14 protein-coding genes are annotated in these 12,418 nt (G+C 69.3%); 7 read left to right on the top strand and 7 right to left on the bottom strand.

The genetic code is table 11. From position 1 onward, the window contains the following. Window positions 1–516 precede the first annotated feature (516 nt). Entirely contained in the window at window positions 517–1,167 is a 651-nt protein-coding gene (locus ACFU95_RS20055) for a DNA-3-methyladenine glycosylase (RefSeq protein ID WP_383829037.1), read from the bottom strand. A gap of 140 nt (window positions 1,168–1,307) precedes the next feature. Between ACFU95_RS20055 and ACFU95_RS20050 the strand changes: the two genes are divergently transcribed. The 3 genes from ACFU95_RS20050 (at window position 1,308) to ACFU95_RS20040 (ending at window position 3,325) form a co-directional block, all read left to right on the top strand. Further along, a complete protein-coding gene (locus tag ACFU95_RS20050) occupies window positions 1,308–2,090 on the top strand; it encodes a sporulation protein (RefSeq protein ID WP_383829035.1) in 783 nt (260 codons plus the stop codon). 43 nt (window positions 2,091–2,133) lie between these two features. Next, window positions 2,134–2,673, top strand: coding sequence for a YbhB/YbcL family Raf kinase inhibitor-like protein (locus ACFU95_RS20045; RefSeq protein ID WP_383829033.1), 540 nt, complete (start codon window positions 2,134–2,136; stop codon window positions 2,671–2,673). 145 nt (window positions 2,674–2,818) lie between these two features. Beyond that, window positions 2,819–3,325: an HNH endonuclease gene (locus ACFU95_RS20040; protein ID WP_383829031.1), complete on the top strand. Its 507-nt coding sequence runs from the start codon at window positions 2,819–2,821 to the stop codon at window positions 3,323–3,325. Window positions 3,326–3,465: 140 nt separating this feature from the next. Here ACFU95_RS20040 and ACFU95_RS20035 read toward each other — a convergent pair whose 3' ends face one another. The 3 genes from ACFU95_RS20035 to ACFU95_RS20025 form a co-directional block, all read right to left on the bottom strand. Then, the gene (locus tag ACFU95_RS20035) at window positions 3,466–4,407 is read right to left on the bottom strand and encodes an SPFH domain-containing protein (protein WP_383829029.1); all 942 of its coding nucleotides are present in this window, start codon (window positions 4,405–4,407) and stop codon (window positions 3,466–3,468) included. A 133-nt stretch (window positions 4,408–4,540) separates the two neighbouring features. Next, window positions 4,541–4,972 (bottom strand): NfeD family protein, encoded by a 432-nt coding sequence (locus ACFU95_RS20030; protein WP_383829027.1) that lies wholly within the window; start codon window positions 4,970–4,972, stop codon window positions 4,541–4,543. A gap of 94 nt (window positions 4,973–5,066) precedes the next feature. Further along, a complete protein-coding gene (locus ACFU95_RS20025; protein WP_383829025.1) occupies window positions 5,067–5,864 on the bottom strand; it encodes an ABC transporter ATP-binding protein in 798 nt (265 codons plus the stop codon). 146 nt (window positions 5,865–6,010) lie between these two features. Here ACFU95_RS20025 and ACFU95_RS20020 point away from each other — a divergent pair, with 146 nt between their 5' ends. After that, window positions 6,011–6,799 (top strand): hypothetical protein, encoded by a 789-nt coding sequence (locus ACFU95_RS20020; RefSeq protein WP_383829023.1) that lies wholly within the window; start codon window positions 6,011–6,013, stop codon window positions 6,797–6,799. Between the two features lie 202 nt (window positions 6,800–7,001). On the opposite strand, the gene chpE is transcribed toward ACFU95_RS20020, so the two are convergent. The 3 genes from chpE to ACFU95_RS20005 all read right to left on the bottom strand — a co-directional run bounded on the left by chpE (window position 7,002) and on the right by ACFU95_RS20005 (window position 9,228). Beyond that, complete coding sequence (chpE, locus tag ACFU95_RS20015) at window positions 7,002–7,247, bottom strand: chaplin ChpE (RefSeq protein ID WP_383829021.1); 246 nt, start codon at window positions 7,245–7,247, stop codon at window positions 7,002–7,004. Between the two features lie 168 nt (window positions 7,248–7,415). Continuing rightward, window positions 7,416–8,057 carry a response regulator transcription factor gene (locus ACFU95_RS20010; protein ID WP_030053710.1) on the bottom strand — a complete coding sequence of 214 codons (642 nt, stop codon included), beginning with the start codon at window positions 8,055–8,057 and terminating at the stop codon, window positions 7,416–7,418. Further along, window positions 8,050–9,228 carry a GAF domain-containing sensor histidine kinase gene (locus ACFU95_RS20005; protein ID WP_383829018.1) on the bottom strand — a complete coding sequence of 393 codons (1,179 nt, stop codon included), beginning with the start codon at window positions 9,226–9,228 and terminating at the stop codon, window positions 8,050–8,052. The genes ACFU95_RS20010 and ACFU95_RS20005 overlap by 8 nt, the downstream gene beginning before the upstream one ends. 244 nt (window positions 9,229–9,472) lie before the next feature. Between ACFU95_RS20005 and ACFU95_RS20000 the strand changes: the two genes are divergently transcribed. The 3 genes from ACFU95_RS20000 (at window position 9,473) to ACFU95_RS19990 (ending at window position 12,365) form a co-directional block, all read left to right on the top strand. Beyond that, a complete protein-coding gene (locus tag ACFU95_RS20000) occupies window positions 9,473–10,174 on the top strand; it encodes an SDR family NAD(P)-dependent oxidoreductase (RefSeq protein WP_383829016.1) in 702 nt (233 codons plus the stop codon). Next, a complete protein-coding gene (locus ACFU95_RS19995; RefSeq protein WP_383829014.1) occupies window positions 10,171–11,298 on the top strand; it encodes an S-adenosylmethionine:tRNA ribosyltransferase-isomerase in 1,128 nt (375 codons plus the stop codon). Before ACFU95_RS20000 ends, ACFU95_RS19995 begins: the two co-directional genes overlap by 4 nt. 299 nt (window positions 11,299–11,597) lie before the next feature. Continuing rightward, entirely contained in the window at window positions 11,598–12,365 is a 768-nt protein-coding gene (locus ACFU95_RS19990; protein ID WP_383829012.1) for a transglycosylase SLT domain-containing protein, read from the top strand. Window positions 12,366–12,418 lie beyond the last annotated feature (53 nt).

Genomic DNA, 12,418 nt, shown 5'->3' with positions numbered 1-12,418 from the left:
TAATCGGGACCACACATCACGAGAGCGGAACAGCCAGGCGGAATAAGCCCGGCCGTTCACAGCGTCCTCGCTGTGTTTATTTCAAAGGAACCTCGCCCCAGCCGAACGGCCGGAGACGGGGTATCAACATATCTGGCGTTGATTTTTGGCACGCTGTTGAGTTCTCAAGGAACGGACGCTTCCTTTGTACTCACCCTCTCGGGCTTTCCTCCGGGCTTTTCCCTTCGGTCTTGCGTTTCCGACTCTATCAGATCATTTTCCGATCCGATTCCCTGTCGGTGGGATTGCCTTGGGCTCTGGGCTTTCGCCCGTCGGCCTTTCGACATTCACTACGTTAGCCGATTCCCCCGCCCGATTCATAATCGGGCTCTGTGGGCTCGAATTCAGGCATGCGGGCACGCCAAAAAACGACCCCGTTGAGGGAGTTCGCAGGTAGTGGGTTGGCCGCTCCGGCTGCTGACTTCGCAGTACCCGGTTCAGCGGCTCGGGCCACGTTACGCGCCCCGCCGAGGCGCGTCAACTTCGGCGGCGCCTCGGGACGTGGGCCCGATAGGGGCTCACCGTAGGGTCGTTGGCGATCCAGAAGCGCCAGGGGTGGATGTCCCCGTTTCCACCGTCACCGGCGACGCCGGTGCGGGGACCGTTCCGTACCTGGTCGGAGGGGACAGGCGTGCCGGTGAGGATCCTCAGTGGGGTCTCGTCGGCGGTGCACGCGTCCGTGCCGTCCAACGCGCGGTCCACGCCCAGGGCGGTGGCCAGGCGGGCCGGGCCTTTGGCCAGTTCCTTGTCGTTACGGGCCGAGAGTCGCCGTGTGCGGGCGAGCTCGGCACCCTCGACGATCTCGCCGGCGCGCAACAGGACCGCGCATGCCTGGCCGTCGGGGCCGCACACCAGGTTCATGCAGTGCCACATGCCATAGGTGAAGTAGACGTAGACGTGTCCGGGGGGACCGAACATCACGTCGTTGCGGGGCGTACGGCCGCGATAGGCATGGGAGCCGGGGTCGTTCGGGCCGTCGTAGGCCTCGACCTCCGTGAGACGGAGGGCGATCGGACCGTCCGGGGTGGTGCGGACCAGGATGCGGCCCAGGAGGTCGGGGGCGACTTCCAGGACGGGCCGGTCGAAGAAGTCCCGGGACAAGGGCGTACGGTCGGGGGTCGCGATCATGCCGTCCGAGGGTAGTGCAGACGGGTGGTCGCAACGGGGTGGTCAGGGGGCCTGCGTCTTGCCAGGGTGGGGACGCGGAACCGGCCACGGCCGGATCGCGTTTGTAAGGATCAAGGATCCACTCTGAAAAGAGGAGAGTCATGGCGTTCAAGAAGCTGCTCGCGAGCCTGGGGGCCGGTGGGGCTTCGGTCGAGACGGTGCTGACTGAGGTCAACGTCGTCCCGGGCGGTGTCGTCCAGGGTGAGGTGCGGATTCAGGGCGGGTCCGTGAGCCAGAACATCGAGGGCCTGTCCGTGGGTCTTCAGGCACGTGTCGAGGTCGAGAGCCAGGACTCGGAGTACAAGCAGGACATCGAGTTCACGAAGCTGCCGCTCGGTGGGGCCTTCGAGCTTCAGGCCGGGGCCGTGCACGCGGTGCCCTTCGGGCTGGAGATCCCGTGGGAGACGCCGGTCACCACGATCGACGGTCAGACGCTGCGCGGCATGAACATCGGTGTGACGACGGAGCTGTCGATCGCGCGGGCCGTGGACTCCACCGACCTGGATCCGATCAACGTGCACCCGCTGCCCGCGCAGAAGGCGATCCTCGATGCCTTCATCCAGCTGGGCTTCCGTTTCAAGAACGCGGACATGGAGCGCGGCCACATCCGGGGTACGCGGCAGAAGCTGCCGTTCTACCAGGAGATCGAGTTCTTCCCGCCGCAGCAGTACCGCGGTATCAACCAGGTCGAGTTGAGCTTCGTCGCGGACGAGCAGACGATGGACGTCATCCTCGAGATGGACAAGAAGCCGGGGCTGTTCAGCGAGGGCAGTGACACCTTCCGGTCGTTCCAGGTGGGTCTGAACGACTTCCAGGGGACCGACTGGGCGGCCTATCTCAACCAGTGGCTGTCCGAGGTCGGCAGCAAGCGCAACTGGTTCTAGGCTCGGAACCGCTGATTCCACTGTTTCGTCAGGAGGTATCGAAGTGACCGAGCTCAAGAGGCGGCCGCTGCCCCACGACTTCCATCCGCCCGTGCCGTCCTTCACGGTCACGAGCGAGGACGTCGAGTCCGGCGGGACCCTCAAGGACGCTCAGGTCCACGCGGCTGGCAACACGTCGCCGCAGCTGCGCTGGGAGGGCTTCCCCGCCGAGACCAAGAGCTTCGCCGTGACCTGCTACGACCCGGACGCCCCTACGGGCAGCGGGTTCTGGCACTGGGTCCTGTTCGACATCCCGGCCTCGGTCACCGCGCTGCCGGTGGGTGCGGGAAGCGGCAAGTTCGAGGGGCTGCCGGAGGGTGCCGTACAGGCGCGGAACGACTACGGGTCGAAGGAGTTCGGTGGTGCCGCGCCGCCTCCGGGCGACGGGCCGCACCGGTATGTGTTCACGGTGTACGCCGTGGACCAGGAGAAGCTCGGGCCGGATTCGGACGCGAGCCCTGCCGCCGTCGGTTTCAATCTGCGGTTCCACGCGATCGCGCGTGCCCATGTGATCGGTGAGTACGAGGTATCCGCCGAAGCCTGACGTTCATGGAACGTTTGCCCGCCCCTGGTCATGGAAGTGATCGGGGGCGGGCATTTTTTATTTCGTTGTCCATCTCGGCGTGCCCGGCCAGAGTTGATCCCAGTCCGCCAGGGGGTGGGCAGGTGCACACGGGAGGTGGGCTGCAATGCGCGACACGCTGGTACTGAACGCGAGCTTCGAGCCGCTGTCGACGGTGACGTTGAACCGAGCCATCGTTCTGGTGCTTCAGGACAAGGCCGTCGTCGAGCAGGCCCACCCCGAGCTGCGGATGCGTGGAGCCGCCGTCGACATACCGGCGCCCCGGGTGATCCGGCTGTGCAGATACGTACGGGTGCCGTTCCGAAGACAAGCGCCGTGGTCGAGGCGGGGTGTGCTGGTGCGGGACCGCCACCGGTGCGCGTACTGCGGGCGCAGGGCTACGACCGTGGACCACGTGGTGCCTCGCTCGCGGGGCGGGCAGGACACGTGGCTGAATACGGTCGCCTCCTGTGCTGAGGACAATCATCGGAAGGCTGACCGGACGCCTGAGCAGGCCGGTATGCCTCTGTTGAAGGAGCCGTTCGAGCCGACGCCGGCCGATGCGATGTTGCTGGCGCTGGGGGCGGAAGAGCTTGCGGGGCTGCCGAATTGGCTCGCTCTGGACGCGGCCTGACCATTCGCCGTAGGACCGTGAGTGGTTCGTCGGCTGCGGGTTCGTCGTGGCTTGTCGCGCGGTTCCCCGCGCCCTTGGAGGGCGTTAGGGCCCGCCTTCGTTGAGAAGGCGGGCCCCTTTGTCGTACGACAGGCTTCGCGTCAGTCGATGGACGGCTTCTCTCGGCGTTCCGTGTTGCCGGAGGAGCCGTTGCCCGAGCCTCCGCCCAGGCCGCCCAGGTTGCCCATGGCGCCGGAGAGGCCCTTGAGGGCGTCGCCGATTTCGCTGGGGACGATCCAGAGCTTGTTGGCGTCGCCTTCGGCGATCTTGGGGAGCATCTGAAGGTACTGGTAGGAGAGGAGCTTCTGGTCGGGGTCGCCGGCGTGGATCGCCTCGAAGACCGTGCGGACCGCCTGGGCTTCGCCTTCCGCGCGCAGGGCGGCGGCCTTGGCCTCACCTTCGGCGCGCAGGATCTGGGACTGCTTCTCACCTTCGGCGGTGAGGATGGCGGCCTGGCGCGTACCTTCGGCGGTGAGGATCGCGGCGCGCTTGTCACGGTCTGCGCGCATCTGCTTCTCCATCGAGTCCTGGATGGAGGTGGGGGGCTCAATTGCCTTGAGTTCGACTCGGTTTACGCGGATGCCCCACTTGCCCGTCGCCTCGTCGAGGACGCCGCGCAGGGCCGCGTTGATCTCCTCGCGGGAGGTCAGGGTCCGCTCCAGGTCCATGCCACCGATGATGTTGCGGAGCGTGGTGACCGTCAGCTGCTCGATCGCCTGGATGTAGCTGGCGACTTCGTAGGTGGCGGCGCGGGCGTCGGTCACCTGGTAGTAGATGACGGTGTCGATGTTCACGACCAGGTTGTCCTGGGTGATCACCGGCTGCGGCGGGAACGGCACGACCTGTTCGCGCAGGTCGATGCGGTTACGGATGGTGTCGATGAACGGGACCACGATGTTGAGGCCCGCGTTGAGTGTCCGCGTGTAACGGCCGAAGCGTTCGACGATGGCCGCACTCGCCTGTGGGATGACCTGGATCGTCTTGATCAAGGCGATGAAGACCAACACCACCAGAATGATCAATACGATGATGACCGGTTCCATCGTCGTTTCCCCGTACCCCTTCTCCGCTGCGGCAACTTCGGCAGATCTTATGGTTGTTGAAGATCTTGCTGGTCGAGTCTGTCAGACCGTCGCGTGGCCCGTGGCGCGTTCGCGCCACTTACGTCGTGCGAGGTCACATGACGATCGCCGTGGCCCCCTCGATGTCCACGACGTCCACTTCCTGGCCTACTTCGTAGGCGCGTCCGGTGTCGAGGGAGCGGGCGGACCAGACCTCTCCGGCGAGCTTGATCCGGCCGCCGGAGGCGTCGACGCGCTCCAGTACGACGGCCTGTCGGCCCTTCAAGGCGTCGATGCCGGTGGCGAGTTGGGGCCGCTGTGCGCGATGTCGGCTCGCGATGGGCCGAACGACGGCGATGAGTGCGGTCGAGACGACGACGAAGGACACGACCTGGACGACGGCGTCACCGCCGAGGATGCCCGCGACCACCGCGGCCGCGACGGCGCCCACGGCCAGCATGCCGAGTTCGGGCATCGCGGTGATCACGAGCCCGATGCCGAGCACTGCCGCGCCTATCAACCACCAGACCCACGCGTCGATTTCCACATGGTCATGGTAGGACTGCGAGCCCCGTCGCGGACAGGGCGCCGATCGTTTGAAAGGTCCTTCTTACCGGGGTTTCGCGGGGTGAAGAAGTGGGTCAGGACAGCGGGAGGCCCTGTGCGGTCCAGCGGTCGCCGACCTGTTCGACGACCAGCGGGAGGCCGAAGCAGAGGGAGAGATTGCGGGAGGTGAGCTCGAGCTCCATCGGGCCGGCGGCGAGGACCTTGCCCTGGCGGATCATCAGGACGTGGGTGAAGCCCGGGGGGATCTCCTCGACGTGGTGGGTGACCATGAGCATCGAGGGGGCGATCGGGTCGCGGGCGAGGCGGCCGAGGCGGCGGACGAGGTCTTCGCGTCCGCCGAGGTCGAGGCCGGCGGCGGGCTCGTCGAGGAGCAGCAGCTCGGGGTCGGCCATCAGGGCGCGCGAGATCAGGGTGCGCTTGCGCTCGCCCTCGGAGAGGGTGCCGAACTTCCGGTCGAGGTACTCGCTCATCCCGAGGCGGTCGAGGAAGGCGCGGGCACGCTGCTCGTCGACGTCCTCGTAGTCCTCGTTCCAGGTGGCGGTCATGCCGTACGCGGCGGTCAGCACGGTCTGGAGGACGGTCTGGCGCTTGGGCAGCTTCTCGGTCATGGCGATGCCGGCCATGCCGATGCGCGGGCGCAGCTCGAAGACGTCGGTGCCGGGCTTGCCGAGGGTCTCGCCGAGGATGGTGGCGGTGCCCGAGGTCGGGTAGAGGTAGCTGGAGGCGAGGTTCAGGAGGGTGGTCTTGCCGGCTCCGTTCGGGCCGAGGATGACCCAGCGCTCGCCCTCCTTGACCGACCAGGAGACCTGGTCCACCAGAGCCCGGCCCTCACGGACCACGGATACGTCCTGAAGCTCCAGAACATCGCTCATGAGCGCGTTGTCTCCCCTTGCAGTGTGACCGGTCTCGGCGTCTCGGCGTCTCGGTGGTCGCGTGCGCCGTTGGGCGCAGCCCTCAGGGAAATCTACGCCACCGGTCGGGCGCTTCATTCCATCGGTCCGGTCCTTAGGGTGGGGGCATGCTCTCGGAACCACGTTCAGGACGCCTTGCCGCTTGGGGAAATGCCCTTTTGGCCGGACTTGTCTCGCCGGATAACGCTGTGCTCGAGATCGTCGGGGACGATGCCGTGCACCGGGTGGAGGGGCTGCCGGGTGAGTCGGCGCCCGTGGGGCTCACGCTGGCGCTGGGCCGGCTGCGGGCGCTCGGGGTGAGCGGGCTGCGGATCGCGCTGCCCGCGCCGGGGCATCCGCTGGGGCTGAGCGGCCCGCCCGAGTTCAACGCGCGGGCGATGGATGCCGAGGAGGCGGTGGTCTGTCACGGCGCGGCGTTCGGGCTGGTGCCGGAGGTGTACGAGGCCGGGCCCGACGGTGATGTGCATGTCGAGGTGGTGTGGCATTGCCTGACCGTGCGGGAGGCGCCGCCCGCCGATGTGCCGTCGCTGGGTGAGGCCGAGCGGGAACTCGCGGAGGCCCTGCGGGACGCGACGGCGGTGTTGTCGCGGCTGGACGTCGCCGGGTCGGGGCCGGTGGCCGAGGCGGCGATCGACGCGTATCGGGCGCGGGCCGAGCGGGGCCGGGAGTTGTTGGCACCGGGGTATCCGCCGCGGGCGGTGCGGGTGCTGGAGCTTGCTCAGCGGGTGGGGTTGTTGATCTCGCTGGCACAGGAGAACGGGCACGGGGGCGCGGTCAGCTCCGCTGAGATGGGGGCGCGGGCGGAGGCGTTGCGGCCGGTGGAGCGGGTGGCTCGGCGGGCTCAGGTCGCTGCGTACAACTCCGTTGTGGAGGAGCGGGAGCGGGGGGTGCGGTGAGCGTGGGTTGTTTGGTGAGCGGCGTTGCTGTGGCCGTGCCTGGGGGCTCTGCCCCCAAGCCCCCGTATCGGCCTGAACGGCCTCGTCCTCAAACGCCGGACGGGCTGGATGGCGCCGGTCGGTGCTGAATCCTGACGGAACACAGACCGGCCTCCCGGGAGACCCGGGAGGCCGGAGGTCACTGCTCGCTTCGGGGTGGTCGTCAGCGGTTGACGGCCAGGTTGTCGAAGGCCGGGTTCAGCACGCCGACGACGTTCACGGTGTTGCCCGAGACGTTGGCCGGGATGTGGATCGGGGCCTGGACGAGGTTGCCCGAGGCGACGCCCGGGGAGCCCACGGCCTTGCCGTCGGCGTGCGCGCCATCGGTGGCGGAGGCCATTCCGGCACCGGCGGCCAGCAGGCCACCCGCCACCATCGTCACGGCCACTGCCTTCTTCAGGTTCTTCACTTCTGAGCCCTCCTTGCGATTGCCGCGGCAGTCGCCGCAGCACGCACTGGAGAACGGCGGAGATCCACGAAGGATGCGCCATCCGGGGGACATTCCCACGACGGTATGAATCTCAGTCCGGAGCGGAACCCTCCGTATTGCCGTCCGTCACGTCCTGCGGAGAGCGTTTCAGCCGGTCACGCCATGGCGTACCGCCCACAGGGCGGCCTGGGTGCGGTCCGCGAGGTCGAGTTTCATCAGGATGTTCGAGACGTGCGTCTTGACGGTCTTCTCCGAGAGCACCAGGGCTCTGGCTATCTCGCGGTTCGAACGGCCGTCCGCGATCAGGCCGAGTACCTCGCGCTCCCGCTCCGTCAGGGAGCCGGCTCTTCCCTGCCCGGAGTTGGCCTCCTCCTGGGACAACAGGGCGCCGGCGACCTCGGGCTGGAGCAGGATGTGGCCGGCGTGGACCGAGCGGATGGCTCCGGCGAGCGCGTCGGGGTCCACGTCCTTGTAGACGTACCCGGCGGCGCCCGCGCGCAGGGCGGGGATCACCGTGCGCTGTTCGGTGAAGCTGGTGACGATCAGCACGCGCGCGGGGTTGTCGAGTTCGCGGAGCTTGCGCAGGGCGTCGACGCCGTCCATCCCCGGCATCTTGACGTCCATGAGGACCACGTCCGGCTTCAGTTCCTCGGCGCGGGCCACTCCCTCGGCGCCGTCGGCGGCCTCGCCCACGACCTCGATGTCGTCCTGCACTTCGAGGAAGGTGCGCAGGCCCCGGCGGACGACCTGGTGGTCGTCGACGAGCAGCACCTTGATTGCGTCACCCACCGGGGACCTCCATCTCGATCGTGGTGCCCTTGCCGGGCGCCGATTCCACGGTCAGCGTGCCGCCGACCCCGCTCGTCCGGTCCCGCATGGAGACCAGGCCGAGGTGGCGTCCGGCCCGGCGTATCGCCTTCGGGTCGAAGCCGTTGCCGTCGTCCGTGACACGCAGGACGGCTCCGCTGCCGCGCCGGTCCAGGCTCACGTCGACGTGCTCGGCCGCGGAGTGCCGCAGGGCGTTGTGCAGTGCCTCCTGGGCGACGCGCAGCACGGCCTCCTCCTGGGCGGCGGGCAGGGCCTTCACGCCGCGGCCGGTGAAGGTCACGCGCGCGCTGTGGGCGCGGTCGAGGACCTGGATCTGCGTGCGCAGGGTGGCGACGAGGCCGTCTTCGTCGAGGGCCGCGGGGCGCAACTCGACGACCGCTGCGCGCAGTTCGTCGGCGGCCTCGGCGGCGAGCGCCGCCACCTGGTGCAGCTCGCCCTTGGCGCGGGAGGGGTCGCGGTCGATCAGCGCGGCGGCGGCCTGGGCGGTCAGGCGCAGGGAGAACAGCTTCTGGCTGACCGCGTCGTGCAGTTCGTGGGCGAGGCGCGAGCGTTCCTCGGCGATCGTCAGCTCGCGGCTGCGCTCGTAGAGGCGGGCGTTGGTGAGGGCGATCGCGGCGTGCTGGGCGAGGGTGGAGAGGAGTTCCTCGTCCGCTGCTGTGAAGCCGCAGCTGCCTTCCGGCTTCGGGCGCGGGGGGTGTGGGGGGTCTCCCCCCACAGAACGCAGCTTGTTGGCCAGGAACAGCGCGCCGATGACCTCGTCGCCGTCTCGGATCGGCAGGCCCAGGAAGTCGGACATGTCGGGGTGCGCGGACGGCCAGCCCTCGAAGCGGGAGTCCTTGCGGACGTCGGCGAGGCGCTCGACCTTGGCCTCCTGGAGCATGGCGGCGAGGATGCCGTGCTGGCGCGGGAGCGGGCCGATCGCCTTCCACTGGTCGTCGCTGACCCCGTCGACCACGAACTGGGCGAAGCCGCCGTGGTCGTCCGGGACGCCGAGCGCGGCGTACTGCGCGTCGAGCAGTTCGCGGGCCGAGGCGACGATCGTCTTGAGGACGTCGCGCACTTCGAGGTGCCTGCTCATGGCCAGGAGCGCGGAGCTCACCGCGGCGAGGCCGGACCTGGGGCCTTGACTCATGCCCTCACCGTACCGGCGGGGTGTGACAGCCGGATCGGACCTGTGACGGCAGCCGACTGCGGCGCGGGACCTAGGCCTGCGGTCGCAGGCTCGGCGGCGTAGGGCGAAAGGCCCCCGGTGCGCGGCGTAGGACCAAGGGCCCCGCGGCTTTGCGGCCCGCGTCCGAGGCGGGGCGGGCGGCCCCGTTCCTACGTTGGGGGAGCACCGCCGAGCGGAGGCGGCCAGGCACGAGGGGACGGGTGTCATGCCGGTAGCGATCATCACTGGAGCCTCGAAGGGACTGGGGCGGGCGCTCGCCGGAGCGCTGGCGGAGCGCGGCTGGGATCTGGTGCTCGATGCCAGGACCGCGGAGGTCCTCAGGGAGACCGCGGCCGCACTCGATGTGCACGGCACGCGCGTGACGGCCGTACCCGGAGACGTCACGGACGCCGGGCACCGGTCCGCACTGGTGGCGGCCGCCCGGCGGCTGGGCGGCGTCGATCTGCTGGTCAGCAGTGCCAGCGCGCTGGGCGCCGAGCCGCTCGTACGGCTGGACGTGCTGCCCCTGGAGGGACTGCGGCGCGCGCTGGAGGTGAACGTGGTCGCCGCGCTGGCCCTCGTCCAGGAGGCGCTGCCGCTGTTGCGGGCGTCCGGGACGGGCACGGTGATCACGGTCAGCTCGGACGCGGCCGCCGAGGCGTATGAGACGTGGGGCGGCTATGGGGCGTCGAAGGCCGCCCTGGACCATCTCGCGGCGGTGCTCGGCGAGGAGGAGCCGGGTGTGCGGGTCTGGGCGGTGGATCCCGGGGACATGGCCACGGACCTGTATGCGGCGGCCGTGCCGGACGACGAGGAGCCGCGGCCGACGCCGGCCAGTGTGGTGCCGGCCTTCCTGCGGTTGCTGGACGAACGGCCGGCGAGCGGCCGCTACGGGGCTCCGTCTCTGCTGGGTGAGGGGCGGCGATGACGCTGGCGACGGGGGTCCCCGCGTCCGAGGGCGGTCGAGCGGGGTGGAGCGTGCCGGAGGAGCTCTCGGCGCGCATTCCGGCCGAGCAGCGTGGGCCGGGGCTGGAACGGGATGCGGTGCGGCTGCTGGTGTCGCGGGGCAGGGAGGTGTCGCATCACACGTTCGGCGAGTTGCCGCGGCTGCTGCGGGCCGGGGATCTGCTGGTCGTCAACACGTCGCAGACGCTGGCCGCCGCCGTGGACGGGTGGGCCGGGCACGCGCGCGTGGTGGTGCACTTCTCCACGCACGGGGACGACGGGCGGTGGGCGGTCGAGCTGCGGGATCCCGACGGGCGGGGCACTACGCGCGCGCGTGCGGGTGCGCCGGGGATGAGGGTGCGGTTGCCCGGGGGTGTGCGGTTGCTGCTGGAGGAGCCGCTGGTGCCGGGGAGCGGGCGGCTGTGCTGGGCGCGGGTGTCCCCTGGCGGGGCTGCCGGGGTCTATGGGCTGATGCAGGAGCATGGGCGGCCGATTCGCTACTCCTATACGGAGCGGGACCAGCCGCTGTCGGTGCACCAGACGGTGTTCGCGCTGCCGTCGGCCGACGGGGCGGGCAGCGCGGAGATGCCGAGCGCGGCGCGGCCCTTCACGGCGCGGCTGGTGACCGAGCTGGTCAGCCGGGGTGTGCGGTTCGCGCCGATCACGCTGCACACCGGGGTGGCCTCGGCACAGGCGCACGAGCCGCCGTATCCGGAGCGGTTCGCGGTGCCGGGGGCCTCGGCGCGGCTGATCAACGCGGTCAAGGGCGGGGACGGCAGGGTCGTCGCGGTCGGGACGACGGCGGTGCGGGCCGTGGAGTCGGCGGTGGGCGCCGACGGGGCCGTAGGCGCCTGTGAGGGGTGGACGGATCTCGTGGTCACGCCCGAGCGCGGGGTGCGGGTGGTGGACGGGCTGCTGACCGGGCTGCACGAGCCGGAGGCCTCGCATCTGCTGATGCTGGAGGCGGTCGCGGGACGGGCCGCGGTCGACCGCGGCTACGAGGCGGCGCTGCGCGGGCTCTACCTGTGGCACGAGTTCGGGGACGTGCACCTCATCCTCCCGACGGAGAGCCCTCACTCAGAGCATTGCGCCAGCAACTGCCGGTAAGACCGCCACCCGGCCGATGTGAGCCCGCGCATAGGGTGCAGGTCACGTACGAAAGTCCGTAGTAGGTAGTGACGTCCCTTTTGAGCGGGGCAGACGGTCCTGTCTGTCCTGATTTGCCCCTCACGGGTCCACTACCGGGGATCGTACGTCACACCTTTGCCACGCAATTTTGCGGCCGCTAAGAATTGCTCTCGTCGCTCAGCGCCGCGGGTTTTCCCCGCGGCGTTTGTGCAGGAAGCACCCGTGTCCCCCGACGGACAGCGAGCGACCTCCGCGCTATTCGAAGAGGTCCCACTGCCATGCTCAAGAACACCAAGAACCGTCTCAGTCGTACGCTGACCAACCGGCACAAGATCGCGATTGCCGGTGTCGGCACGCTCGGTGCCGCCGCTCTGGCCCTGTCCGCCGTCCCCGGCAACGCCCAGACGACCACGGCCGAAGCCCCCACTGCCAAGGTCGCGTACAGCAATGAGCAGATCAAGGACGTCAAGGGCAACGTCACCGACCAGCTCGCTTCCGCCAGCGTGAAGGCCGAGGAGATCGCGGCGAAGAAGGCGCAGGAGGCCGCGGCCAAGAAGAAGGCCGCCGACGCCGCCGCGAAGAAGAAGGCCGCGGACGCCGCCGCGAAGAAGAAGGCCGCCGCCGAGGCCGCGAAGAAGAAGGCCGAGGCGGCGCGCAAGGCGAAGGAGGCCGCGAGCCGGTCCGCCAAGCGCGTCCAGGTCAAGCAGGTCGCCGCCAAGACCTACGCGAACAACCTCGACGGCTGGATCCGCGAGGCGCTCGACATCATGAAGAAGCACGACATCCCGGGCACGTACAACGGCCTGCACAAGAACATCATCCGGGAGTCCTCGGGTAACCCGAACGCGATCAACAACTGGGACATCAACGCCCAGAACGGCGTTCCGTCGATCGGTCTGCTCCAGGTCATCAAGCCGACCTTCGACGCGTACCACGTCCCGGGCACGGCCTGGAGCCAGTACGACCCGGTCGCCAACCTCACCGCCGCCGCCAACTACGCGGCCGACCGGTACGGCTCGATCGACAACGTCAACAGCGCGTACTGAGCGAGGTAGGCGCGGGCCTCTGATCCGTACGCCGAAGGGCGGCACCCTCCTGA

The sequence above is a fragment of the Streptomyces sp. NPDC057623 genome (genome assembly GCF_042800355.1).
Taxonomy (GTDB): Bacteria; Actinomycetota; Actinomycetes; order Streptomycetales; family Streptomycetaceae; genus Streptomyces.
This window is presented reverse-complemented; position numbering and strand designations above follow the sequence as displayed.